This is a genomic window from Nocardiopsis sp. Huas11, from assembly GCF_003634495.1.
Classification (GTDB): Bacteria; Actinomycetota; Actinomycetes; order Streptosporangiales; family Streptosporangiaceae; genus Nocardiopsis.
In genome coordinates this window covers 984,052-1,009,703 of sequence record NZ_RBKY01000001.1, presented here as the reverse complement: position 1 = coordinate 1,009,703, position 25,652 = coordinate 984,052, and the positions used below count along the sequence as shown (strand labels likewise).

General features: G+C 72.4%; 19 protein-coding genes and 1 riboswitch. Of the genes, 13 read left to right on the top strand and 6 right to left on the bottom strand.

Annotation, left to right across the window (positions count from 1 at the left end):
- Positions 1–50: 50 nt before the first annotated feature.
- From DFP74_RS04450 to thiC, 8 genes are all read left to right on the top strand, one after another.
- Entirely contained in the window at positions 51–1,832 is a 1,782-nt protein-coding gene (locus tag DFP74_RS04450) for a GDSL-type esterase/lipase family protein (protein ID WP_121180539.1), read from the top strand.
- 28 nt (positions 1,833–1,860) lie between these two features.
- Positions 1,861–3,894: a hypothetical protein gene (locus DFP74_RS04445; protein WP_121180538.1), complete on the top strand. Its 2,034-nt coding sequence runs from the start codon at positions 1,861–1,863 to the stop codon at positions 3,892–3,894.
- Positions 3,891–4,031 (top strand): hypothetical protein, encoded by a 141-nt coding sequence (locus tag DFP74_RS33770; protein WP_199725478.1) that lies wholly within the window; start codon positions 3,891–3,893, stop codon positions 4,029–4,031. The genes DFP74_RS04445 and DFP74_RS33770 overlap by 4 nt, the downstream gene beginning before the upstream one ends.
- Positions 4,032–4,240: 209 nt before the next feature.
- Positions 4,241–5,581 carry a glycosyltransferase family 4 protein gene (locus DFP74_RS04440; RefSeq protein ID WP_121180537.1) on the top strand — a complete coding sequence of 447 codons (1,341 nt, stop codon included), beginning with the start codon at positions 4,241–4,243 and terminating at the stop codon, positions 5,579–5,581.
- The gene (locus tag DFP74_RS04435; RefSeq protein WP_121180536.1) at positions 5,578–10,110 is read left to right on the top strand and encodes an alpha-(1->3)-arabinofuranosyltransferase; all 4,533 of its coding nucleotides are present in this window, start codon (positions 5,578–5,580) and stop codon (positions 10,108–10,110) included. The genes DFP74_RS04440 and DFP74_RS04435 overlap by 4 nt, the downstream gene beginning before the upstream one ends.
- Entirely contained in the window at positions 10,107–11,204 is a 1,098-nt protein-coding gene (locus tag DFP74_RS04430; RefSeq protein ID WP_121180535.1) for a DUF3068 domain-containing protein, read from the top strand. The genes DFP74_RS04435 and DFP74_RS04430 overlap by 4 nt, the downstream gene beginning before the upstream one ends.
- Before the next feature lie 10 nt (positions 11,205–11,214).
- A complete protein-coding gene (locus tag DFP74_RS04425; protein ID WP_121180534.1) occupies positions 11,215–12,066 on the top strand; it encodes an SOS response-associated peptidase in 852 nt (283 codons plus the stop codon).
- 108 nt (positions 12,067–12,174) lie between these two features.
- Positions 12,175–12,286: riboswitch (TPP riboswitch) on the top strand.
- Positions 12,280–13,956, top strand: a complete 1,677-nt coding sequence (gene thiC, locus DFP74_RS04420) for a phosphomethylpyrimidine synthase ThiC (protein ID WP_121180533.1) — start codon at positions 12,280–12,282, stop codon at positions 13,954–13,956. (Overlaps the previous riboswitch by 7 nt.)
- A 61-nt stretch (positions 13,957–14,017) precedes the next feature.
- Here the strand turns inward: thiC and DFP74_RS04415 are convergent, their stop codons facing one another.
- From DFP74_RS04415 to DFP74_RS04405, 3 genes are all read right to left on the bottom strand, one after another.
- Positions 14,018–14,989 carry an acetylxylan esterase gene (locus DFP74_RS04415; protein ID WP_121180532.1) on the bottom strand — a complete coding sequence of 324 codons (972 nt, stop codon included), beginning with the start codon at positions 14,987–14,989 and terminating at the stop codon, positions 14,018–14,020.
- Positions 14,990–15,057: 68 nt separating this feature from the next.
- A complete protein-coding gene (locus DFP74_RS04410) occupies positions 15,058–15,486 on the bottom strand; it encodes a DUF4345 domain-containing protein (protein WP_158612963.1) in 429 nt (142 codons plus the stop codon).
- A 93-nt stretch (positions 15,487–15,579) separates the two neighbouring features.
- Entirely contained in the window at positions 15,580–16,401 is an 822-nt protein-coding gene (locus DFP74_RS04405; RefSeq protein WP_121180530.1) for a methyltransferase, read from the bottom strand.
- Positions 16,402–16,749: 348 nt separating this feature from the next.
- On the opposite strand from DFP74_RS04405, the gene DFP74_RS04400 reads away from it, so the two are divergent.
- The 4 genes from DFP74_RS04400 (at position 16,750) to DFP74_RS04385 (ending at position 21,287) form a co-directional block, all read left to right on the top strand.
- Positions 16,750–17,421, top strand: coding sequence for a sigma-70 family RNA polymerase sigma factor (locus DFP74_RS04400; RefSeq protein ID WP_121180529.1), 672 nt, complete (start codon positions 16,750–16,752; stop codon positions 17,419–17,421).
- Positions 17,421–17,738 (top strand): mycothiol system anti-sigma-R factor, encoded by a 318-nt coding sequence (rsrA, locus tag DFP74_RS04395; RefSeq protein ID WP_121180528.1) that lies wholly within the window; start codon positions 17,421–17,423, stop codon positions 17,736–17,738. Before DFP74_RS04400 ends, rsrA begins: the two co-directional genes overlap by 1 nt.
- 844 nt (positions 17,739–18,582) lie before the next feature.
- Positions 18,583–19,959 (top strand): HD-GYP domain-containing protein, encoded by a 1,377-nt coding sequence (locus DFP74_RS04390; RefSeq protein ID WP_199725860.1) that lies wholly within the window; start codon positions 18,583–18,585, stop codon positions 19,957–19,959.
- Complete coding sequence (locus DFP74_RS04385) at positions 19,959–21,287, top strand: HD-GYP domain-containing protein (protein ID WP_121180526.1); 1,329 nt, start codon at positions 19,959–19,961, stop codon at positions 21,285–21,287. The genes DFP74_RS04390 and DFP74_RS04385 overlap by 1 nt, the downstream gene beginning before the upstream one ends.
- 131 nt (positions 21,288–21,418) lie before the next feature.
- Here DFP74_RS04385 and DFP74_RS04380 read toward each other — a convergent pair whose 3' ends face one another.
- The gene (locus tag DFP74_RS04380) at positions 21,419–22,159 is read right to left on the bottom strand and encodes a GntR family transcriptional regulator (RefSeq protein ID WP_121180525.1); all 741 of its coding nucleotides are present in this window, start codon (positions 22,157–22,159) and stop codon (positions 21,419–21,421) included.
- A gap of 143 nt (positions 22,160–22,302) precedes the next feature.
- On the opposite strand from DFP74_RS04380, the gene DFP74_RS04375 reads away from it, so the two are divergent.
- Entirely contained in the window at positions 22,303–23,847 is a 1,545-nt protein-coding gene (locus DFP74_RS04375; RefSeq protein ID WP_121180524.1) for a sensor histidine kinase, read from the top strand.
- A 170-nt stretch (positions 23,848–24,017) separates the two neighbouring features.
- Here DFP74_RS04375 and DFP74_RS04370 read toward each other — a convergent pair whose 3' ends face one another.
- Together DFP74_RS04370 and DFP74_RS04365 are read right to left on the bottom strand one after the other, a co-directional pair.
- Positions 24,018–24,269 carry a WhiB family transcriptional regulator gene (locus tag DFP74_RS04370; protein WP_121180523.1) on the bottom strand — a complete coding sequence of 84 codons (252 nt, stop codon included), beginning with the start codon at positions 24,267–24,269 and terminating at the stop codon, positions 24,018–24,020.
- 367 nt (positions 24,270–24,636) lie between these two features.
- On the bottom strand, positions 24,637–25,569 hold the full coding sequence (locus DFP74_RS04365; RefSeq protein ID WP_121180522.1) for a diacylglycerol kinase family protein: 933 nt from the start codon (positions 25,567–25,569) through the stop codon (positions 24,637–24,639).
- Positions 25,570–25,652 lie beyond the last annotated feature (83 nt).

The window sequence follows — 25,652 nt, the reverse complement described above, 5'->3', positions numbered from 1 at the left end:
GCGCGACTGTGAGGGATCGGGTGACGGTGGCGGACCCAGACGAGCCGGAGATGGACGACGTGTCCCCCTCGGGCCCCGCGGATCGGCGCGAGCCGGGGCGGGCGCGCACCGGTCGGCTGTTCACCGCGGCGTACTGGCGCGGCCTCTCGTGGCGGGACCTGTCCTGGCGCGGCCTGCTCACCCGGGGCTACGGGCCCGCCCGGTTCGAACCCGGTCCGCTCGGACTGCTCGGCGTCATGCTCGCCGCCATGGCGGTCACCCTCCTCATCATCCGCACGGGCACCGGGGTCGGCGGCGGAGCGGACGAGCGGGCCGAGGAACCCGTCAGCGTCCCCGGGCCGCCCGACCGGGAGCTGCGCATCATGCCGGTGGGCGACTCCCTCACCCAGGGCAGCAGCGGCGACTTCACGTGGCGCTACCGGCTGTGGACGCACCTGGAACGCAGCGGCGTCGACGCCGTCTTCGTGGGCCCCGATGAGGAGATGCACGCGCTGGAGGGCGACGACGGCGACCGGACCTACGCCGATCCCGACTTCGACACCGGGCACGCCGCCCGGTGGGGCGCGACCTCCGAGGAGCTGTCCGCCGACCTCGCCCGGATCGCGTCCGAGTACGACCCCGACTACCTCCTGCTCCTGGCCGGGATGGAGGACATCCTGCGCGGCGGCGGCGCCGACCACGCGCTGGAGGGCGTCGGCGAGATGGTCTCGACGGTGCGCGTCGTGCAGGGGGAGGCCCGCTTCGTCGTGGGGGAGCTGCCGCCGGTCGAGGGCACCGGAGACGACGACCGCGTCAACGGTGAGATCGAGCACTTCAACATGGGCGTGGTCGACCTCGCCGAGCAGTTGACCTCCTCCGAGTCGCCCGTGACCGTCGCCCAGGTGGCCAGGGACTACGCGCCCGCCTACGACAACTGGGACCAGGTCCACCCCAACGCGCGCGGCGAGCTCAAGATCGCGGCGGCCTTCGCCGACGCCCTCGCCGATCCGCTGGGCGTGGGCGAGGCCTACCCCCGGCCCCTGCCGGACGTGGCGGTGGGACCGTCCGAGGCCCCCGAACCCGAGGCCGAGGAAGCCGCCGACGGGCTGCTGCTGAGCTGGCCGGCCGTGCCCGGGGCGACCGACTACCGCGTGGTGCAGCGCCGGATCGCCCCCGACCCCGACGACGCGACGGTCCTGCCGACCCAGGCGGAGGACGACGGGGACCTCCGTTCCGTGCTCGTGGAGGCGCTCTACAGCGGCGCCCGCTACGAGTTCGTGGTGCGCCCGGTGAAGGGGCGGGACGAGGGGCCGGACTCCGAGCCCGTCGAGATCGTCTGGAACGACGATCCGCCGCCCGGGCCGGGCGGCGTGCGGGTGCGCGAGGGCGGCGCGGTCGTGGAGTGGGACGCGGTGGAGGACGCCTCGCACTACGAGGTGTGGCTGCGGGCCCTGGAGTGCGGGCCCGCCGACGAGTTCCGGCGGCCCCGGGACGGCCTGGACGGGCCCCGGGCCGGGGACGGGGTCCCCGACGCCGACGCCGACGGCGACGGCTCCCGGACCCCGGACGACGCGTCGCCCTCCTCCCGGCCCGAGCCCGACCCCGAACCCGAGCCGGACCCCGCGCCCGAGCGGCCCGACCCGCCGACGCCCCCGCCGCCCTCCTCCTCGCCGGCGGTCGAGTGCGAGCGCCGGGACGACCGTGGACCGGGGGACGGTGAAGGATGGCGCACGCAGGGCTCCACGGGGGAGGACACCCGGTGGGAGGCGACGGTGTCGGGGAACTACGAGGTCGTGATCAGGTCCTACCGGGACTACGTCGAGGGGCGCTTCTCCGACAGTGTGCTCCTGTGAGGACCGGTCCGGCGGACGGGGGCGGCGGATGAGCGGACGGTGGCCGGAACGGCTCCTGCCGTGGGCGGTGGGCGTGCTCGCGGGCGCCCTGGCCCTGGGTCCCGCGCTCGGGCCCGGCTACGTGCTGCGCTACGACATGGTGTTCGTGCCCGACCTGCCCCTGGGCACGGTGTTGCGGGGCGCGGACGGGTTCCCCCGGGCGATGCCCAGCGACGCGGTGGTGGCGCTGGCCTCCCTGGTCCTGCCGGGGCACGTGGTGCAGTCACTGGCCCTGCTCGCGGTGTTCGCGGTGGGCGGCGCGGGCGCGGCACGGCTCCTTCTGGTCGCACTGGGCGGACGGGGGCGCGGGCAGGACCCGGGCCCGGGGCGCGTGCCGGCGCTGCTGGCGTCCTCCGCGGCGGGCGTGGCCTTCGTGTGGAATCCCTTCGTGGCCGAGCGCCTGCTGCTGGGCCAGTGGGCGGTGCTGCTCGGGTACGCGGGACTGCCGTGGGTCGTGGGCGCGGCGTCCCGGCTCGGGAGCCCGCGTGCGTCCGGGCGCTCCCTGGCCCGGCTGGTGTGCGCGCTGGTCCCGGCGGCGGTCGGCGGCTTCTCCTCGGTGATCCTGACCGCCCTGACCGCGGGCCCCGTCGCGCTCGCGGCGGGCCGCGACGCCCCTGGCGACCCGGCCTTCGAGGGAGAGCGGGAGCAGCGCACGCGCCGAGGCGGCCCGACCGTGCGCTGGTGGGGGCGGGGCCTGCTGCTGGTCCTGGCACTGGCCCTGGTCTCCCTGCCCTGGCTGCTGCCGTCGCTGGTGAGCGGAGCGGCGACCGACCCCGCGGGCGCGGCGGCCTTCGCCGCGCGCTCGGACACCCCCTTCGGGGTCGTGGGCTCGCTGCTGCTGTCGGGCGGGGTGTGGAACTCGGGCGCGGTCCCCCCGGGGTACGGCGAACCGGTGACGGCGACCGCGCGGCTGCTGCTGGTGCTCGTCTCCCTCGCGGGATGGGTGTGGTGGACGCGCCGTGAGCGTCCGGGGTTCGGGGCGGGCCTGTCGGTCGCGGCGGCGGTCGGCCTCGCCATCGCCCTGCTGGGGGCGAGCGACACGGGCCAGGCGCTGGTGCGGGCACTGATCGGGTTCTGGCCGGGGTTCGGCCCACTGCGGGACGGCCAGCTCTACGTCGCCCCGCTCGCGCTCGTGCAGGCACTGGGCCTGGGCGCCGCCGTCCTGTGCCTATTACGCCCTCGCAGGCTCGGCCGGGGCTCAGGGCGCGGAGAACAGGGCTCTTCGTCGTCGACTTGCCTTGCTCGTTCCTCACTGCGGCCCCGTCTCCTCCTGCAGAGCCCTGTGCGCCCCTCGCGATCACCTGGTGTGACCAGGGTGGCCGCGGCGGCCTTCGCCGTGCTGGCGCCGGTGGTGGTCCTGCCCGGGCTGCTGTGGGGCGCGGGCGGTCTGCTGACCCCGGTCGACTATCCGCGGGCGTGGACGCGCGCCCAGGAGCTCGTCGCGGCCGACGACGTGCCCGGCGCGGTGCTCGTGCTGCCCTGGAGCGCCTACCGCGGACCGGAGTGGTCGGGCGCACCCGTCGTCGTGCTCGACCCGGCGACCAAGGCCTTCGACCGGCGCACCCTGTGGAACGACGACCTGGTGGTGGGCACCCCCGACGGGGGAGCGGTGGTGGTCTCGGGTGAGGACGCCCGCGCCCGGGAGGCGGCGCGCGCCCTGGACGTGGACCCCGCCACCGGACTGCCCGCGCCGGCCGAGGCGGGCCAAACCGAGGAGCTCGCGCGGGTGCTCGGTGGGCTCGGCGTGCGGTACGTCGTGGTCTCGGCGGCCATTGATAACCAGTTCTGGTCGCAGGGCACTGGTGTGGAAGTTGTGGTGGACTCCGCGGATCTGACGCTGCTGCGCGTCCCGGAACAGCACATCAAGGCGGACAAACCTGACATTCCGGGGTTGGAAGTTACCGGGGGGTTAGTTACAGTTGGGGCAATCATCTGGTCTATAGCTAGATCAGGTTCTAGTCTCGGTTTCCAGTGCTTCGGCTTCGCCTCGAAGCCGGGCGCGCGGAAGGAGATCCCCAAGTGATCAAGGTAATCGCCGCCTGTGTGATCGGCGCGGCTCTGGCGGGAGGTGCCACCGTGGTGGCCACCGAGCTCGCCACCGAGTCGACCGCGACCGCGGAACCGGTGAACGAAACCCTCTACAACTACGGCGACCGCTAGGCCGCCGTGCGGTGAGGACCAGGGGCGCCCCGCTCCCCGCGGGGCGCCCCGCTCACTGGTCCGCGGCCCAGGCCGCCCCCATCCCCACCCTCGACGGGTCCGTCCCGCGTGCGCCCGGCGCTACGCGCAGATCCTCACCCCGAGTGTTCAGCCAAGCGCGGACGGCAACGGATTCCGGCCCCGCCGGTCCCCGCGCGGAAGGAGAGCTTGTGGTCTTCCAGAAGGTCCACCACAGGGTCGCACCCGACACCTCCGCGGTCACGGCCCCCGCCCCGGCCGCGGTCACGGCCCCGTCCGCGGTCCCGGCCGTGACGGTTCCCGAGCCGCCCACCGACCCGGGCCCGCGCCTGGACGGCGTGCGGCTCGTCATGATCAACTGGCGCGACCCCTGGCAGAGCACCGCCGGAGGTGCCGAGGAGTACGCCTGGCGGATCAGCCGCCACCTGGCCGGACGCGGCGCCATCGTCACCTTCCTGACCAGCCGTGAGCCCCACCAGGCGCGCGTGGAGACCAAGGACGGGATCGTCATCCGCCGCATGGGCGGACGGTTCACCGTCTACCCCCGCGTGATGGCGTGGCTGGCCCTGTGGCGACGGGAGTACCACCTCGCCTTCGACTGCATGAACGGCATCCCGTTCCTGTCGCGGCTGGTCCTGCGCCGCCGGACCCGGGTCGTCAGCGTCGTCCACCACGTGCACGACCTCCAGTTCAACGCCTACTTCCCGGCTCCGCTGGCCTGGTTCGGGCGCTTCATGGAGTCCGCCGTCGCCTCCTGGGTCTACCGCGGCTGCACCACGGTCACCGTCTCGGAGTCCTCTCGCGCGGCGATGCGCGACAAACTCGGCTGGCGCGCGCCGATCGAGATCATCCACAACGGCGGCGTCCCGGCGCCCGCCCTGTGCCCGCCGCGGTCCGGTGAGGACGCCGGCCCCGCCTCCACCGGATTCCCGGCCATCGTCAGCCTCGGCCGCCTCGTCGTGCAAAAGCGCGTCTCCCGCGTGGTCGACCTCGCCGCCGGGCTGCGCGGGTCCCACCCCGACCTGCGCGTGCACATCATCGGCCGCGGACCCGAGGGCGACCACCTCGCCGACCAGATCGAGAGGGACGGCCTCGGCGACGCCGTGCGCCTGCACGGCTTCCTTCCGGAGGCGGACAAGAACCGCCTGCTGGCCTCCTGCGACCTGCACGTGACCGCCTCCGAGTTCGAGGGCTGGGGTCTGACCGTCATCGAGGCGGCCAGGCTCGGCGTCCCCACCGTGGCCTACGATGTGGACGGACTTCGCGATTCGGTACGACACGGCGAGACCGGGTGGCTGGTACGCGACGGCGAGGACCTCGCCGACGTGGTCGACCGGGCCCTGGCGGAGCTCTCCGACCCCCGGAGAGCGGCCGAGGTCCGCGGCGCCTGCCGGGCGTGGGCCGCCCAGTTCACCTGGGAGGCCAGCGGCGCACGGATGGCCCGTCTGGTCGCCGGAGAACTCCGGCTCGCCGACCCGGCCGCCACCCCCGGCACCCACGACTCCGCGGCGGGCAAGAAAGAGAAGATGTGACTTCGGCGGAATCCACCGTCAGGCGCGAACCGGAGGATTCCAGAGCACCGTCCGCCCCCGGCGGAGGACTGGACGAGAAGCTGCTGGCGCGGCTGAAGGTCCTCACGGTGTGTCTGCTCCTGGGCGCGCTGGCGGCCAGCATCAACCCCGGCAGAATCGTCAGCGACACCAAGATCGACCTGACGGCCGACCCGCTGGGGTTCATGGAGCGAGCCCTGCACCTGTGGGACGCCGCCTACTTCGGGCAGATCCAGAACCAGGCCTACGGGTACTTCTTCCCCAACGGCCCCTTCCACCTGGTGCTCGACCTGGCCGGCATGCCCGACTGGCTCATCCAGCGGCTGTGGATGGCCGTCCTGCTCATCGCCGCGTTCACGGGCGTGTACAAGGTGGCCGAGGCCCTGGGCCTGGGCACGGTCAACACCCGCATCCTCGCCGGGGTCGCCTACGCCCTCGCGCCGCGCGTGCTGACCCTGCTGTCCTACAACTCCGCCGAGCTGCAGCCGATGCTGCTCATGCCGTGGATCCTGCTGCCGCTGATCATCGGCGCGCGCAACGGCGCCGGAGACCCCGACGGCAGGCCCGCGGCCTCCCCCCTCAAGATGGCCTTCCTGTCCGGCGCGGCCTTCCTGCTGTGCGGCGGCACCAACGCGGCCTCCGAACTGGCCGTCCTGGTCGTGCCCGGCCTCTACCTGCTCACCCGTGCCCCCGGGCCCCGCAAGCGGCGCCTCATCGCCTGGTGGTCGGTCGCGCTCGTCCTGGCCTCGTTCTGGTACATCGCCCCGCTGCTGCTCATGTCGCGGTACGTGTACTCGTTCATGCCCTACACCGAGGACGCCGCGGTCACCACCGGCATCACCTCGCTGCTCAACGCGCTGCGCGGGACCTCCAACTGGATGGGCTTCCTGCCCGACCAGGGCAACACCGCGCTGCCCTCCGGCGCGGAACTGTCCACCACCCCCTGGCTGATCGCCGCCACCGCCCTGGTCGCCGGACTCGGCCTGGCCGGACTCATCAACCGCCGCACCCCCGAGCGCCTCTTCCTCATCGCCTGCCTCCTCACCGGCACGGCGGTGATCGTCGCGGGCTACACCGGCGACCTCACCGGACCCCTCGCCGGCACCATGCGCGACCTCCTCGACGGCGCGCTCGCCCCGTTCCGCAACGTCCACAAGTTCGACGCGCTGATCCGACTGCCCCTCGTCCTGGGCCTGGCCCACCTGCCGGTGGTCGTGGCCCGCGACCGGGCCGACCGGCGCTCGACCCCCGTCTCGGCGCGCCTGCGCCGGACGGTCGCCGGCCTGGCCGCCACCGCCTTCCTGGTCACCCTGCTGCCCATCGGCGCGGTCGGCATCGCCCCGGCCGGCGGCTACGAGCGCATGCCCCAGTACTGGACCGAGGCCACCGACTGGCTGGAGGAGCGCTCCGACGAGCGCGGCATGACGATGGCCCTGCCGGGGTCGGCGCGCGGCGAGTACGAGTGGGGCCGTCCCCTCGACGAACCCATGCAGCCGCTGCTCTCGGGCGCCTGGACCAACCACCAGATCATCCCGTGGGGCTCGGCGGGCGTCTCCCGCCTCAACCACGAGATCGACCAGCGGGTCTCCTCCGGGCGCGGCTCGGCGGGGCTCTCCGCCACCTTCGCCCGCCTGGGCGTCACCCACCTCATCGTCCGCAACGACCTCCAGCGCGTGGGCAACAACGGCGGCTGGCCCGCCCGCGTGCACCAGGCGCTGCGCACCTCGCCCGGCATCGCCGAGGCCGCGGAGTTCGGCCCCGTCATCGGCTCCCTGGACCACCAGTCGGCGTCCCAGTGGTTCGACCAGCCCTACCGGGCGCTCACGGTCTACGAGGTCGCCGACGCCGCGCCGACCGTCGGCACCGTTCCCGCCGACGAGGCCGTGCGCGTCACCGGCGGCCCCGAGTCCCTGCTGCACCTGGCCGAACAGGGCCTGATCACCGACGACCGCCCCGTCCTGCTCGGCGACGACCCGGGCGCCGAGGAGATCGCCGCCGCCGACACGGTCGTCACCGACACCGCGCGCCGCCGCGAGGTCGTCTACTCCGACGTGCGCCGCAACGTCTCGGCGACCCTGACCGAGGACCAGGAGCTCGAACGCGACGTCCCCGCGCCCGACATCCTGGACCCGGCGTGGGAGGACCACGTCGCCCACGCCCGCGATCTGGGCCTCGCCTCGGTCACCGCCTCCTCCGCCGAGAGCGGGGCCGACGCCCGCGGCTCCGACCGCGACCCCGGCAACACCCCGCACGCCGCCCTGGACGGCGACCTGGCCACCTCCTGGCGCTCCAGCGCGTTCACGGGCGCCATCGGCGAGTGGCTGGAGGTCGAGTTCACCGAACCGCGCGACCTCGACGGGCTCAGCATGGCCTTCGAGCAGCTGCCCGGCGAACCGCCGCCCTCGCGCGTCACGCTCGTCACCGACAACGGGGAGTCCGACGTCCCGGTGGCCGAGACCGGCGACCCCCAGGACCTCGTCGCCCCGCCCGGCCTCACCTCGACCCTGCGCGTGCGCGTGGACGAGCTCGCCTGGGAACCGGAGTACCGCTTCGGCACCCGCGTGGGCATCGCCGACCTGTCCCTGCCAGGCCTGGAGGCCGACCGCACCCTCGTCGTGCCCGGGCCCGCCGACGCCGGCACCCTGCTGTTCACCGGTTCCACCGGCACGGCGCCGGGCTGCATGGAGGGCTCGCACGTGTGGGTGTGCAACCCCCGGCTCCAGGTGCGGGGCGAGGACTCACGGCGCCTGGACCGCACGTTCGAGCTGTCGGAGGACTCCGCGTCGGGGTCGCACCGGGTCTCCGGAGAGGTCGTGCTCACCGACCCCCGCGAGGCGGAGAACGCGGCCAACCGCGCGGGCGGATACCCGACGGTGACGTCCTCCTCCACCGCCGTGGAGCACCCGGCGTCGATGGGCCGCGGCGCGCTGGACGACGACGAGAGCACCGTCTGGTACCCCGACCCCGAGGAGAAGGAGCCCTGGCTCGACATCGACCTCGGTGAGCCCACCACCCTGGAGTACCTGGACGTCGACTTCCCCCGCGCCGACAGCGTGCTGCGGCCGATCAGGGTGACCGTCGAGGGCGGGGACACCGTACGCGAGGGCTGGCTGGACGGAAGCGGCCGCGTCGACTTCGCGTCCATGACCGCCGACAGCCTGCGCGTGACCTTCGAGCGGCCCGAGGACCAGGCGCTGGAGATCGGCTCCATCGGTGTGCCCGGCGTCGACCCGGTCGAGCCGGCGCCCGAGGGCGACGCCGCCACCGCGTGCGGGCTGGGCCCGACCCTGCGCGTCAACGACCAGCGCGTGGAGACCCGCATCAGCGGGGGCACGCTCGCCGACCAGCTCACCGGCCGGCCGGTGAGCTACGAGTCCTGCACCGACCTCGACCTGGTCGGGGGCACCAACCGCGTCGAGGTCGACCCGGGCAACCGCTACGAGGTCCGCTCGGCCGTGGTGGACTCCGCCGACGCGCTCGCCGACCGGCCCGAGGTCACCATGGCCGAGGTCGAGACGGTGCACGGCTGGGGCCCCAGCGGGCGCAGCTTCGACGTGGACGTGGACGAGGACAGCCTGCTCGTGGTCAACGAGAACTTCAACGAGGGCTGGGCGGCCCGGCTGGAGGGCTCCGACGGGCCGCTCGAACCGGTCCGTCTGGAGGGCTGGAAGCAGGCCTGGGTCCTGCCCGCGGGCAGCGCGGGGACGGTCACCCTGGAGTACACGCCCGATCAGGCCTACCACGCGGCACTGCTCATCGGCTTCCAGCTGGCCGTGGTGCTCGTCCTCGTGGCCGTGTGGCCCCGGAGCCGGCGCGCGCGCACGTCGCCGCCGCGCTGGGGGCGCGCCCTGCCCGCCGCCGAGCCGGGCTGGCTCGGCCGCTGGGTCGTGCTGCCCCTCGGGCTCGTCTACGGCGTCTGGGTGGCCGGCTGGGCCGGCGCCGCCCTGGTCGGACTCATCCTGCTGTGCATGTGGTGGCTGGGCCGCCGGGCGCCCAAGGGCCTGCGGCACGCCAAACCCGGGCGGCCGTCGATGGGCGGGCGGCTCCTGCCCCACCTGGCGGGCCCGTGGACGGTGACGGTGGCCCTGGTGCTGGCCGGACTGGCGATGGCCGCCGGCACCTACCTGGCGCTGTACATGCCCTTCCACGACGTCTCCCAGGTGTTCGGCGGCCCGCTGCGCGGATGGGTGCCCCAGGCGCTGTGCCTGCCCGCCCTGGCCCGGCTGGTGCTCGCCCTGGGCCAGCGCGGCCTCGACGAGGACGCCGACGACGACCCGCCCGGTGCGCGCGCCAGGTCCGGCGGGGACGCCGTGCCCGGTATCGCCGCCGGCTCCCCGGCCGGAGAGGACGGGGAGCCCGGCGGCGGGGGCGGCGTCCCCGGGGGTGTGCCCGGCGGCGGGCCCGCGGACCCGTCCCGACCCGACGGGGCCGTCACGGCCCACGGCCCCACGGCCGGGGACGGCGCCGCCGACCGGCCCGCGGCGGCCGACACCGAGGAGGCCCGGACATGACCGCCGACACCGGGAGCCAGGTCGGCCCCCTCGTCCAGGCGAGGCGGCCGCTGCCCAAGGGCACGGTCGCCGTGGCGGCCGGGGCGTTCCTGCTGACCCTGGCCGCCCTGCTGCCGCTCTACGTCCACGACCGCGTCGCGCTCATCCCGGCCTCCGCCGAGTTCTCGGTGGCCATGGTCGACGGCGAGGCCGGCTACCTCGACACCTCCCGGTGGGCCTGGGTCGACGCCGTCGAGCTGCGGCGCGTGACCCGGGTGGAGGCCACCGCGCACGGGAACGACTGGTCGGCGTGGGAGATGGTCGTGGACACCTCGCTGCCGGACCGCATGATCGACCACGCCGCCCGCCGCGTCATCGTCGACCGCGAGACCGGACGCGCCGTGAACTGCTGCGGCGAGCACGTCAACGGCGACCGCGCCGTCCGTCAGGCCGGCCTGGTGCACCACTGGCCCGCCGGCGCGTCCGAGGACGACTACCCCTACTACGACGCCGAGGTGCGCTCGGCCCCCGTACTGGAGTTCGACGACTGGGACGAGGTCGCCGGGCTCAGGACCGGCCGCTACACCCAGTCGGTGAACGCCACCCAGGTGCCCGACTCCGCCCGCCCGGTGCCCGCCTCGCTCTTCACCGCGGGCGCCGAGGGCACCGTGGCCGCGACCCGGTGGCTGGAGGTCACGCGCACGTTCTGGGTGGAGCCGATCACGGGGATCGTGGTCCACGCCACGGAGCAGCGGGAGGAGACCCTGCGCCCCCGCGACGGCCACGGGGAGGTCCCGCTGCTGAGCGCCGAACTCGCCCTGGAGGAACCGCAGGTCGCCGCCAACGCCGAGCAGGCCCGGGTGCGGTCCGTCCTGCTCCGGGCGCTGGACTCCTGGGCGCCCGGAGCGCTGGGGCCGCTGGGCGCGCTGGCCGTCCTGGTCGGCCTGGTCCGCGCCTGGCGGGCCCGCGGCACCGGGGACACCGCCGTGGCGGGACCCGGGACGGGCGACGCGGCCCACGCGGCCGACGCCGACGCCGACGCCGACGCCGACGCGGTCGAGGACGAGGGCGGGACGGTGTCGGCCGGACCCAGGGATGTCGGGGCGGAGCCGTAGGATCACACCCATGTGCGGTCGCTATGCCCAGTCCCGGAACCAGCACGAGCTCCAGCTCGCCTTCGACCTGCCCGAGGAGGTCCTGCCCGAGGACCCCGATCCCCGGGCCTGGCCGCCGCTGGAGGAGCTGGCCCCGGACTACAACATCTCGCCCGGCCGGCCCGTGTACGCGGTCCTCGGCCCGCCGCCCCAGGGCGACGCGCCCGCCGAGCCCGGACCGGTCTCGCTGCACACCATGCGCTGGGGCCTGGTCCCCTCCTGGGCCAAGGACCGCAACATCGGCTACCGGATGATCAACGCGCGCAGCGAGACCATCGCCGACAAGCCCGCCTTCCGCACCGCCTTCCGCCGGCGGCGCTGCCTCCTGCCGGCCGACGCCTACTACGAGTGGCAGCTGGTCGGCAAGGACGGACGGGTCGAGGCCAGCACCTCGCCCGTCACCGACCCCCACCACAAGAAGCGCAAGGCCAGGGCGGCCAAGAAGCCCTACGCCATCCGCTACCCGGACGGCGCCCCCCTGGCCCTGGCCGGGATCTTCGAGCGGTGGCGCGACCCCGAGGCCGACGAGAACGACCCCGCCGCCTGGCTCTGGAGCTGCGCGGTCGTGACCACCGACGCGGCGCCCGCCCTCGCCCACATCCACGAGCGCATGCCCGTCGTCCTGCCCGCGGACACCTGGTCCACGTGGCTGGACCCGGAGGCCGGCACCGACGAGCTCCTGCACGTGCTGGCGCGGACCCCGGCCGAGGGCTTCGCGGTGGACGAGGTCTCCACCGACGTCAACACCATCAAGAACAACGCCCCTGACCTGCTCACGCCGGTCGCCGCGACCGGTGGCGCCGAACCGGACACACTTTTCTGACCCCGGCACCCCTGGACAGGTCCGGGTGGGAGACGGATATGGTGTGCGAGGCCACAGGGCCGGGCGTCCCCACGGGACGCCTCCGCACGCACCACGTGCGCACATGTGAATAAGCAACGCGGGAGCTCGCACCATGGCGGGCTGAGAGGGCGACTCAAGGGCGTCGCCGACCGCAGAACCTGTTCGGGTAATTCCGACGTAGGGAGGCATGCCATGACGGCTGTTGACGGCCGCGACACCGGTTCCACCACCGACGTGCACCAGGTGACCACCGGTCCCATCATGGGATCGACCAAGGTCCACCGGGAACTCGACACCCCCGAAGGGCTCACGCTCCGCGTCCCGCAGCGGCGGGTGGAACTCAGTAACGGCAGCCATTTCGACCTGTACGACACCTCAGGTCCGTACACCGACGACTCCGCGCACATCGACGTCCACGCCGGGCTGCCCAGGACCCGGCAGAGCTGGGTCGAGGCCAGGGAACCGGTCAACGGCGCGGTCACCCAGCTGGCCTACGCCAAGGCCGGCACCATCACCCCCGAGATGCGTTTCGTGGCCGCCCGCGAATCCATGGACCCCGAGTACGTCCGCCAGGAGGTGGCCCTGGGCCGGGCGGTGATCCCGGTCAACCGCTGCCACCCCGAGTCCGAACCGACCATCATCGGCAAGAACTTCCTGGTCAAGATCAACGCCAACATCGGCAACTCGGCGGTGACCTCCTCGGTCCCCGAGGAGGTCGAGAAGATGGTGTGGGCGACCCGCTGGGGCGCCGACACCGTGATGGACCTGTCCACCGGCAAGCGCATCCACGAGACCCGTGAGCGCATCATCCGCAACTCCCCGGTGCCCATCGGCACGGTCCCGATCTACCAGGCCCTGGAGAAGGTCAACGGCGACCCCACCGCGCTGAGCTGGGAGGTCTACCGCGAGACCATCATCGAGCAGGCCGAGCAGGGCGTCGACTACATGACCGTCCACGCGGGCGTGCTGCTGCGCTACGTGCCGCTCGCGGCCCGCCGCGTCACCGGCATCGTCTCGCGCGGCGGCTCCATCATGGCCGCGTGGTGCCTGGCCCACCACAAGGAGAGCTTCCTCTACACGCACTACGAGGAGCTCTGCGAGATCTTCCGCGAGTACGACATCACCTTCTCCCTCGGTGACGGCCTGCGCCCGGGCTCCATCGCCGACGCCAACGACGAGGCGCAGTTCGCGGAGCTGCGCACGCTCGGAGAGCTCACGCACATCGCCCGCGCGCACGACGTGCAGGTGATGATCGAGGGCCCCGGACACGTGCCGATGAACAAGATCGCGGAGAACGTGCGCCTGGAGGAGGAGCTGTGCGGCGAGGCGCCGTTCTACACGCTCGGCCCCCTCGCGACCGACGTCGCCCCCGGGTACGACCACATCACGTCGGCCATCGGCGCCGCGCAGATCGGCTGGCTGGGCACCGCGATGCTCTGCTACGTCACGCCCAAGGAGCACCTGGGCCTGCCCAACCGCGACGACGTCAAGACCGGCGTCATCACCTACAAGCTCGCCGCGCACTCCGCGGACATCGCCAAGGGCCACCCCAAGGCGCAGGAGTGGGACGACGAGCTGTCCAAGGCGCGGTTCGAGTTCCGCTGGCAGGACCAGTTCCATCTCGCCCTCGACCCCGAGACGGCACAGGCCTTCCACGACGAGACCCTGCCCGCCGAACCCGCCAAGACCGCGCACTTCTGCTCCATGTGCGGGCCGAAGTTCTGCTCCATGAAGATCTCCCAGGACGTGCGCAGGTACGCCGAGGAGAACGGACTGGACACCGTCGCCGCGATCGAGAAGGGCATGGCGGACAAGTCCGAGGAGTTTGCCGAGCACGGCAACCGGGTGTACCTGCCCCTGGCCGACTGAGGGACGGGCGTCCCGCCGCCGCCCGGTGGGGGCGGCGGCGGGGGCTCGGCCCCCGGCCGCCTCAGTCGAGGTCGGCGAGGAAGCGCAGCTGGGCGCGCATCTGCTCGCCGCCGCCGCCCTCGTGGCCGTTCCACGGCCACACGGTGATGTCCTTGGGACCCGCCCAGTGGTTGTGGGCGGCGAACACGGTGGAGGGCGGGCACACCTCGTCCATCAGGGCCACCGAGTACAGCGCGGGCACACGGCCCCGCGCCGCCAGGTTCATGCCGTCGAAGTAGGACAGGGTGCGCATCACCCGCTCCTCCTGGCCGCGGTGGGCGGCCAGGAAGCGGACGAGTTCGGCGTAGGGCTCCTTGCCGGTGATCTCCACGGCCCGGCGCATGTGGCACAGGAACGGCACGTCGATCACCGCCGCCCGGACGCCCGGGTGCAGGGCCGCGGCGGCCTGGGCGATGGCCCCGCCCTGGCTTCCGCCCGACACCGAGATCCGGTCGGCGTCGACGGCTGGGTGGCCGGCGGCGGTGTCCACGGCCCGCACCGCGTCGGTGAACAGCCGCCGGTAGTAGTAGGTCTCCGGGTCCAGCACGCCCCGGGTCATCACCCCGGGCGCCTGCGCGAACGCGCCGCCGTCGGGGTCGGCGGTGGCACCGGGCGCGTGGTGGGCGGCCCCGCCCTGGCCCCGGCTGTCCACGATCAGGGCGGCGTGGCCGGCCGCCGCCCACACGGTGTGGTCCTCGGCGAAGCCCCGGCCGCCGCCGTAGCCGATGAAGCGGACCACGCACGACAGGGGCCGGTCGGCGCCCCTGGGCACCAGCAGCCAGGCGTTGATCCGGTGGCCGCCCCAGCCGGCGAACGAGGCGTCGTACACCTCCACGCCCGTCAGCGAGGTGTCGGCGGGGGTGAACTCCGGGGCCAGGTCGAACTCTGCGGCCTCGGCGAGCGTCTTGCTCCAGAAGTCGTCGAAGTCGGCCGCTTCGGTGCGCTCGGGCGTGTACGCCCGGAGTTCGTCGAGGGGGAGGTCGAACAGGGCCATGTCTCTCCAGGGTCCGGGCGGGGGTCTTCCTGCGCAAGTGTAAGCGCTTTCCCCCATTCGGGCCGGGATCAGGCCGCCGAACGCCCGTCCGGAGAGGGGGTCGGGGCGGCCCCGCGCGTGAGCGCGCGGTGCCACAGCAGCAGGACCGGCGGCAGGACGAGCTCCACGCCCAGGAGCGCGAGCAGCATCGGGTCGGGCACGCCCGCGACCACGATCGACCAGACCCGGGCCACTCCGCCCAGGAGGACGGCGGCGCACACCAGGCGCAGGAGCGGGGTCGATTCCGGCTCCCGGACCCGGGCGGCCACGATGACCAGGGCCACGCCGAGGGTCAGCCACACGGCGGCGAAGAAGCGGTAGTTGCTGTCGACGTTGACCGGGACGGCGTCGTCGCCGGGCAGGGGAGCGGTGCCCAGGGCGACGTCCATCGCCCCGGTGCAAAGGACGACGAGGGCGGACAGCAGGACGAGGGACTGGAAGGCTCGGACGTTGCGCACGGAGGTACTCCTTGCGGGAGGGGGCTCGATGCGAACCTAAGCCCGCGTCGGCGGCGGTTCCCGTCGGGGTGCGGTCCGCGCCCGCGCCGCCGGTCAGTCCGGTTTGCGGGCGCTGGCCACCATGTGCACGCCGACGTAGTCGTCGGACTCGGTCGCCCGCAGCTCCATCTCGACCAGGCGCCCCATCGACCGGGGGTCGCGCGCCAGCATCATCTCCACCGTCGACGCGGACAGGACCGTGCGCGGCTTGATCCACTCCAGTTCCAGCCCCGCGTCCACCAGGGTCTCGGTGAGCTGTTCGCCGGTGAAGCACCGCGTGATGGAGCCGTCCGGCCACGGGACCAGCAGCACATCGGCGCTCGGGGCGTGGCTCAGCTCCGGCCAGCAGTCCTGCTCGGCCAGCAGGGCCATGCCCAGCACCACCGAGTCCACGCTCACCAGCGCCCGGCCGCCGGGCCGCAGCACCCGGGCCACCTCCGCCAGCGAGGACTCCGTGGCCAGGTGGCGGGACAGCACGCGGTTGTCGGCGATCACGCCGTCGAAGGCCTCGGAGGCGAACCCGCGCAGGAAGTCGGAGCCGCCCACCACACGGCGCAGCCGGCCCCTGCGGGCGGGCGGGGGCACCATGGCGCGCCCGTTGACCAGGGTGAGCGGGCCGCGCAGGGCCAGATCCAGTGACGGGAGCAGGGTGACCACGTCGTGCCCGGCGGCCACGGCACGGGGTGTGCCCTGGAAGTCGGGGCTGGACAGGTCGAGCAGCCGTGAGGGGGTACGCGGGAGCCAGCGCGCGGTCTGGGCCTCCGCCACCGCCCAATAGAAACGCCAGTAGTCCGACAGTCGGTCGGGGGTGGCGAACTGGGCGGCGGGAGATCGGGGGCGATCGGACGCCGGAGTCGAGGACGGACGCACGTGCACTCCTCTCCCATCCTTCATTGGTCCTACCCGCACTCTGCCATGCCTCACCTCGTCGACCGAGGTAAACGACAAAGTCGTGCAGGTCGAGGGGGCCGGCTTCGCGCAGGGCGGAATCAGTCCGGGAGACGCGTTGTTGAGATCGACACCGCGCCCGGCGTCAGGAATCCGGGCCGATGAGGGTGAGATCACGAGGAGGACCGCCAGACCATGGCGACAGCCGGTGCGTGCCTCGTACGCGAGGAAGAGGTGTCGGCGCCACGCGGCGCCGATGCGCGGGTCACAGGTGTGGGACCGTATCGTGTGGATATGGATGCCGCAGCTGGGACCAGCGCGAGGAGGCCGACGGGCTTGGAACAGGGCCAGGAGACAGCCGAGGAGCGGGACGAGCGCTTCGAGAGGGACGTTCTGCCCTTTCTCGACCAGCTCTACTCCGCTGCGCTGCGGATGACCCGCAACCCCGCGGACGCCGAGGATCTGGTCCAGGAGACCTTCGCCAAGGCGTTCGGTTCGTTCCACCAGTTCAAACAGGGGACGAATCTCAAAGCGTGGCTGTACCGCATCCTCACCAACACCTTCATCAACTCCTACCGCAAGAAGCAGCGTGAGCCGAAGCAGGCCGGAACCGAGGACGTCGAGGACTGGCAGCTGGCGCAGGCCGCCTCGCACACGGCGGCCGGGCTGAAGTCGGCCGAGGCCGAGGCGTTGGAACACCTCCCCGACAGCGACGTCAAGCGGGCGCTCCAGGAGCTGCCCGAGGACTTCCGCATCGCGGTGTACCTCGCCGACGTCGAGGGCTTCGCCTACAAAGAGGTCGCCGAGATCATGGGGACGCCGATCGGGACGGTCATGTCCCGGCTCCACCGGGGGCGTCGCCAGCTCCGGTCTCTGCTGGAGGAGTACGCGGTGGACCGCGGTTTCCTCGGAGCGACGCGTGCGGCCGAGGCCGCCGGTGCCGTCGCCTCGGGATCGTCCGCGGCCGGACGGGCAGAGGCGACTGGGTCGGATCGAGGAGATCGGTGATGGGCGGCGGCCACGGCAAGGACCACGACACCCCGTGCAGCGAGGTGCTCGACAAGCTCTACACGTACATCGACGGGGAGCTTGAGGAGGGCAACTGCGAGGACATCCGCCGGCACCTGGACGGGTGCGGCCCCTGCCTGGACGAGTACGGTCTCGAGGAGGCCGTGAAGAAACTCGTCGCGAAACACTGCGGGTGCGACCCCGTGCCGATGGATCTGCGCGACAAGGTGCTCGGTCGCCTGGCGCGGGCCCGGAACGAGGAATTGGCGCGTGAGGAGCGGGCGGAGCGCCTGGAGACGCCGGGGGCTCCCGCCTGACCTTCGGGGAAGGCGGAGCCCTTCCCCGAACGCCGGACCGCGGCGAACCCACGTCGGCGACAGCTGGAATGCCAGCTGTCGCCGTTTTTTTATGGGCATGCCGGAGTTCCTGAACTATTGGCACCCTATGTCGTAGTGTGGTCTGTTTGTAGACGTTTGTAGGAGCGACGTGTCGGATTCCCCTTCCCTGTCGGGGTTTTGGTCATGCCGCGATCCGTGGTCCGCCGTCCCCGCCGACAGGACACGCCCGGCGCGCCCGGACGAATCGCCGTCGTGACCGACTCGGAATGATTTTTACCAGGGCGATGCACGCGCCTCTCGGGCGGTCACTGGGTGTAGTTGGCGCTGGCCGGGGCGCCGGGAGAGGTGTCGCTTGGTGCCGTTGTCACCGCAGATCGGCGTCGAGTGTCCGATCTTACCTGATTACGCAGAGTCATTGGATGTCATTACTAAAGGAATTCGTAATTCCATGTTTCGGAATCCATGACCCAATTGGCGGGCACGTGTGCCGCCGGTTCGGGTTGTGGTGAATCAGGGGGCCGTGAGGGCCCGTTAAACTGGACGCCATATCCAACGAATGGGGTAATTTACGCGGCGTGCGCCGGGGAATTCGCGCGCGGCCGTGTCGGGGAGAGGGGACAAGCATGTTCGTACACATGATCCAGGCGCTGGCTATCACCCAATGGGTCGCGACCCACATCTCCGGATGGTCTTGGTGGTAGAACAGAACCGGTGAAACCATGACAGTCCGGTCGTCGTTGGTGGGGGGTGAACGGGGGTGCGGGCTCTTCCCGGGGGCGCGCGTGTCTACGTCGGAATCGTCGTTGTCAGTGCGGTCACCATCATGCTCGTCGGGCCCTACACGGGCATCGATCTGAAGACCCTGGTCTTCATCGCGGTCCTGTTCGTGGTCGCGGAGTCGATCAGCACGATCGTCGTCGCGGACGTCAAGGCCGGGATCTCGCCGAGTTCGGCGGTGTCACTGGCCGCCGTGGTCCTGGTGGGCCCGGTCGGCGCGGCCGTCGTCGGTTTCGCCTCCTGCCTGACGATCCGCAGGCAGAACCTGGTCAAGCGCTCCTTCAACGGGGCCCAGTTCGCACTGGCGGCCTACGCGGCCGGACACGTCTACCTGCTGCTCGGCGGCACCGTGGGGGAACCGGCCCGGGAGGACTTCCCGGCGGTCGTGTTCCCCTACGTCGCCGCCGTGCTCACGCACACACTCGTCAACTCCGTGCTCATCGGTCTGCTCATGTGGACCCTGGGCGCGGTACGGGAGCGCCGCGGCGGCCGGTTCCGCTGGCGCCCCCTGATGGCCGTGGAGCTGTCGTCCATCGGTTACCAGATGCTCGGGCTGGCCATCGCGGCGGTCTGGGGCGGCGTCGGCCTCATCGCGCCGCTGCTGGTCCTGCTCCCGCTGTTCATCGCCCGCTGGACCTTCGCGCAGCAGTCCGGTGAGGCCCGCGCCCACGAGGCGACCCTCGCCACCCTCTGCCAGGCGGTGGAGACCAAGGACTACTACACGCGGGGCCACAGCATGCGCGTCGGCGAGGGCGCCGCCATGATCGCCCGAGAACTGGGTATGCCCGCCGAGCGGGTGCAGAAGATCCGCTACGCGGGGATGCTGCACGACATCGGCAAGCTCGGGGTGCCCACCAAGGTGTTGCAGAAGACCGGCAAGCTCACGGACGACGAGTACGCGGCGATCAAGCTGCACCCCACGCGGGGGTACGAGATCGTGCGCGAGATCAGCTTCCTGGACGAGGCCCTGGCCGGCATCCGCCACCACCACGAACGGCTGGACGGACGCGGCTATCCCATGGGCCTGGTGGGGATGGAGATCCCCGAGTCGGCCCGTGTCATCAGCGTCGCCGACGTCTTCGACTGCCTCACCTCCACGCGCTCCTACCGTCAGGCGTGGTCGGTGGAGGACGCCATCGCCGAGCTGCGGCGCTGTGCGGGGACCCAGTTCGACCCGCGGATGGTCGAGGCCCTGGTCCGGGCCGTGGAGCGGGACGGGTGGCAGACCCCGGACATCGCCGAGCCGCCCGGCGGGACCTACGGTCGGACCGACCGTCCCGATCCCGACGCCCCGGAGGCACCCGTGCCCGACGCCCCCGAGAAGGACGCCGAGACCCTGGAGGCGGCCGTGACCGACGAGTCGGCCGCCGACGGCCCGGACTCCGCGCCGGCCGAGGCAGTGACGGGCGGGCGTGACCTGTGATGACGCAGCGGCAGTCCGAAGGGCCCGCGCCGTCGGGATCCGAGACGGACCCGACGTCGGTCGGTCCGCCCGGCCGACGGCGCGCGGGCGTGCCCTGGACCGACCGGCCCGTGCGCGCCGTCCTGGTCGGCTCGGTGGGCGCGGGCGCCCTGGCCGCGGTGGGCTGGACGGCCGTCACCGGGTTCACCGGGCCCTACACGGCACTGGCCTTCTGCCTGGTGATCGCGGTCGGAGAGCTCGCCCGCATCACCCTGCCCGGCCACCGCGAACTCGCGCCCATCGCCTCGGCCGGGGCGATCAGCTACTCGCTCCTGCTGAGCCTGGGGGACGAGCCGGTCCTGTACCCGGCCTGGCAGGTCGTGGCCGTGGTCGCCCTGGGCGTGGCCCTGGGCGAGCTGCCGCACGTGGCCGTGGGCCGCGGCCCGCAGGTCGAGGGCGTCGCCCGGCGGATCCTGGTCGCGATGCTGCTCGCGGTCACGTTCCGCCCCCTGGTCGAGGGCCTGTCCCTGGTCGGGCCGTCGGTGACCGCCACGCTCCTGATGGCGGCCCTGGTGGTGCTCGCCTGGCTGGCGGACACCCTGGTGGCCGCGGTCCTGCGGGCCGAGCGGCTGCGCACCCGCGTCCTGGTGGCCGTGGGGGACGAGATCCGGGCCCAGGCCGCGGCGGGCGCCGCCATCGGCTCCAGCGGCGTGCTCATCGCCCTGGCCTGCACGGTGACCGGACTGGTCGGGCTGCTGGTGTTCACCGCGCCGCTCCTGGTGTCCCAGGTGGCCTTCCGCAGGCACGCGGAGGTGCGGCGCACCTACCTGGAGACCGTGCGCGCGCTCAGCCGGGTCACCGAGGTCGGCGGCTACGTCGAGAACGGCCACTCGCGCCGCGTGGGCGACCTGTCGCGCGCGGTGGGATGCGAGCTCGGCCTGGTCGAGGCGCAGCTGCTGGAACTGGAGTACGCGGCCCTGATGCACGACATCGGCCAGCTGTCGCTGCGCGAGCCCATCGCGGGCGGGGCGACCGTGCTGGCTTCCCCCCGGGAGCAGCGGCGCATCGCCGAGCTGGGGTCGGCGATCATCCGCGAGACCGGTGTCCTGGACAACGTCGCCGAACTCGTCCGGCGCCAGTGCGAGCCGCTGGACGGTGACGGGGACGAGGGCGTGCCGCCGCTCGGCAGCCGCATCATCAAGGTCGCCAACGCGTTCGACGACCTCGTGGGCGGCACCAGCGACGAGGAGCGCCGCGCCGCCGTCCTGGAGCGGTTGCGGATGGACACCGACAGCGAGTACGACCCGCGCGTGGTCGACGCGTTGGCCGAGGTCCTCGGGCGCCCCTAGACGGGGCCTTCGCGCCTTCCGGTGTGCCGGCTCGTGCCCACACCGTCGCCCGCCACCACCCTCAACGGACGCCTCCGGAGTCCTTCCTGCTTTGGCCCGGATCAACCCCCTGTGGTTCCGGCGAGCGGGAGTCAGCCCGTCGGGGGGCGCAGGCGGGTGACGAACTTGTACCGGTCGCCCCGGTACAGCGAGCGCACCCACTCCACCGGGTGGCCGTCGCCGTCGAAACTGTGCTGGCAGTGCAGGACCAGGGGCAGGCCCACGTCCACGCCGAGCAGGCGCGCCTCGTTGGGCGTGGCCAGGACCGTCTCGATCGAGGCCTCGGCCTCGGCCAGGGAGACGTCGTAGGCGCTCGCCAGCGCCTCGTAGAGCGATGCGTAGCGGTCGAGCTGGCGTCGGAGTCCGGGGAAGCGCCGCGCGGCGAGGTGGGCCGTCTCCACGGCCATCGGCTCGCCGTTGGCCAGGCGCAGCCGTTCGATCCGCAGCACACGCCCGCCGGAGCGGATCGCCAGGAGCTCGGCCAGCTGGTCGTCGGCGTTGATGTAGCTCACGTCCAGGATCCGGGTCGCCGGGTGCAGCCCGTGCGCCCGCATCTCCTGGGTGTAGCTGGTCAGCTGGAGCACCTGCGCGACCTTCGGCTTGGCCACGAACGTGCCCTTGCCCTGGATCCGCAGCAGCCGCCCCTCGACCACCATCTCGGTCAGCGCCTGGCGCACGGTGGTGCGCGAGGTGCCGAACTGGGCGGCCAGCGTCCGCTCCGGGGGCACGGGGTTGCCCGCCGGCATGGCCTCGATCAGTTCCAGCAGCTGCTTCTTCACCTGGTAGTACTTCGGCACCCTGGGGTTGCCGTCCAGTGTGCGCTGAACCGTCATCAGTCTCCTCCACCGCGATCCGAGCCCTGACACACGCCCGTCCGGAGGTGGTCGTGGCGGTGGGGACCGACCGCCGATTGGTGTGGACCACTGGTCGAGTGCGTACCCCTTGAGTATGCACGCCTCCATGGGATGATTTGTGAGTGCCTCACCTCAGTGATCTCATCAGACGCCACACGTCGCTCAAGCAAGCCGACCTGGAGTGGATCCACGCCCTGGTCTCCGATTGGCAGCTCCTGGCGGACCTTTCGTTCGCCGACCTCGTGCTGTGGGTGCGTCTGCGCGGCGACGACGGCTGGGTTGCCATCGCCCAGATGCGTCCGACGACCGGCCCGACGGCCTTCCAGGACGATCTGGTCGAAACCGTACTGCTCGACGACATGACCGATCTCACCTCGCGGACGGCGCCGCGGGTGCTCGGCCGGCGGGCCCTGATCGACCGGGCCTGGAACGAGGGGCGCATCTGCCGCGACGGCGACCCCGACTGGTCCGGGGGAGTCCCGGTCCGGGAGGAGACGGTCCCGGTCCGCCGGCAGGGCCACCTCATCGGCGTGATCCAGCGCAGTACCAATCTGAGCTCGGCGCGCACGCCCAGCCGCCTGGAGCTGACCTACCTGCAGAGCGCCGGGGACCTGGCGCAGATGATCGCCGAGGGCGTCTTCCCGTTCGTGGACCAGGGCCCGCTCATGGTGCGCTCGCCCCGCGTCGGCGACGGCCTGCTGCGGCTGGACCAGAACGGCGAGGTGGTCTACGCGAGCCCCAACGCCCTGTCCGCCTACCGCAGGCTCGGCCTGGCGGCCGACCTGGTGGGGGCTCGGCTGGACCGCACCACGCTGGAGCTGGCGGAGTCGGCGGAGGCGCGCGACGAGGCGCTCACCTACACGGCCAGCGGCCGGGCGCCCCAGGAGGCGGAGGTGGAGGCGCGCGGGGTCACCGTGCAGATCAGGGCGATCCCGCTGGTGATCGACGAGGTGCGCATCGGCGCCCTGGTCATGGTCCGCGACGTCACCGAGCTGCGGCGGCGCGAGCGCGAGCTGATGACCAAGGACGCCACCATCCGGGAGATCCACCACCGGGTGAAGAACAACCTGCAGACGGTCGCCGCCCTGCTGCGGCTGCAGTCGCGGCGCCTGGACATCCCCGAGGCGCGCGCGGCGCTGGACGAGGCGGTGGGCCGGGTCGGCTCCATCGCGATCGTGCACGAGATGCTCTCGCACACGCCCGACGAGGTCGTGGACTTCGACGACATCGCCGACCGCGTCATCCAGATGGCGGCCGAGGTCTCCTCGACCGACGGCGTGGTCGTGCCCCGCCGCGTGGGCGGTTTCGGCCTGCTGTCGGCCCTGGTGGCCACACCGCTGTCCATGGTCCTGGCCGAACTGGTCCAGAACGCCGTCGAGCACGGGTTGGGCCAGGGGCCGGGCCGTATCGAGGTCCGGGTCCAGCGCTACGACGCAGGGCCGGGCTTCCCGGGGACCAGCAGTTTGGAACTGGCGGTCTCCGACGACGGGGGAGGGCTGCCGGCCGACTTCGACCTGGAGGGGACCACGAGCCTGGGCCTGCAGATCGTGCGGACCCTCATCGTCGGGGAACTGGGCGGCACGCTGGCCATCAAGCCCAAGGAGACCGGCGGCACGGAGGTGGCGATCACGCTGCCCGTGGAACAGGAGGAGCCGGAACTCCCCTGACACGCCGGGGCGCCCGCCGACCCGTGGAGCCGGGGTCGGCGGGGCCGGGAGCGCACGCGATCGATGGCGCGACCACCGGGGGTCGGGTGGTCACCCGCGGAGCGACCGGGGGTGGACGGTCGGACCGGAGCCCGCGCGAAGAACGGGTGCGGGCCTCGGAAAGTACAGCCCTAGGAGAACACCGGGCGGCGTGCGGCCTCGCGCTTGCGGATGCGGCGGCGCTCGTCCTCGCTGGTGCCGCCCCAGACGCCGCCGTCCTGGCCGCTGTCGAGGGCCCAGCGCAGACACGCGGCGCTGACGGGGCAGCTGTTGCAGACCGCCTTGGCTTCCTCGATCTGGATCAGTGCGGGGCCGAAGTTGCCAATGGGGAAGAAGAGCTCGGGGTCTTCGTCACGGCAGGCGGCGTCATGGCGCCAGTCCATGCGGTCCACTCCTCACGGTGAGGCGATCGGGGTATTGTGAAGCTTTTCACGACCGTGTGCGTAACCTGCTTCTACGCTTGCGGTGCGTATGCTTGTACGAATGTGTCCGCGTATCGTGCGTGGAGCGCCCGGTGGATGGGTTCCACCGGAGGGAGTCGCAGCCAGTGAGGTCCAGCTTTCACCCCATGGCCACATGGGAAGCGCCCCAATTAACTCGCCCGTAACCCGCGGCGATATCTTGAGCGTGACAGGGTTGCCGGACGCGTGCAAGGCTTCCTGAGGTCAAAGGTCCCCATCGGCGTGTCAGGTGCGTCACACAGCCCCTGACCTCCGTGCATGCCCTCCCCGAAAGGGTGCGAGGCGCCAATTAGCACACGATTCGTAATGCCTTCGATATCGAATGGAAGTTGACCTGTTCGCGGTCTCCGAGGTATTCGCCGTCGATTTGGAATGCTCTCGGGTGGCTCGACGTGATGGTGATCGTCTGCTGGTCGTGCCAGGTCAGGTAGCCGTCGCCCCGTGCGGGAAGCCCTTTCGGGAAGAACATCTGGGACAGAATCCAGCCCGTCAGGGCGTGCGAGGACTGGGTCAGCGCGAAAGCGTCCAGCCCCAGCTCGAAACGTGAGGCCGGCGTCGGCTGGAGTGGCAGGGCGCCCGCATACGTCCACGGAGTGGTGTTCGTGACGAGAGCGAAATACACCCCTTCCTGGGTCCTTCCGGGCGCGGCCACGGTGAGTGACGGATCCTGGATATCCCCTTGGAAGAAGAGCTTCACGGCCACTTCCGCGTACAGGGCCGGAGTGGCCCTGCGCCCGTTCGAGCGCTCGTGCTCCACCTGCTGTACGACGTCGGCGTCCCAGCCGAACCCCGCGCTGAACGTGAAATAGCGGTCGTCCTGGTCGCTGGTGATCCGCCCCAGGTTGATCTCCCGTTCGCGTCCCTCCCGCACGGCCTCCAGGACCACTCCGGTGGCCTCGACGGGGTCGCCGGGCACGCCCAGGGAACGGATGAACACGTTGGCGCTGCCCCCGGGGATCACGGCGTACCGGGGCCGTTTGAGCCCGTCGGGCGCCGACAGGAGCCCGTTGACGACTTCGTTGACCGTGCCGTCACCGCCCAGGCTCAGAACGAGGTCGAAGCCGTCGCCGGCCGCGCCACGGGCGAGCTCTCCGGCGTGGTCGCGGTAACGGGTCTCGGCCAGGGTGACGTCCAGTTCGGACGCCAGGGCGCCCAGGATCACCTCACGCGTGCGCGAGGTGGTCGTGGTCGCCTGGGGGTTCACGATGAATAGGGCGCGCACTCGATCAGTGTAGGTCTCCCGGGGGCGGCACGCGCGGCAGGACCGGGCGCACGCCGGGGGCGGCGCGCGTGGGACCGGGGCGG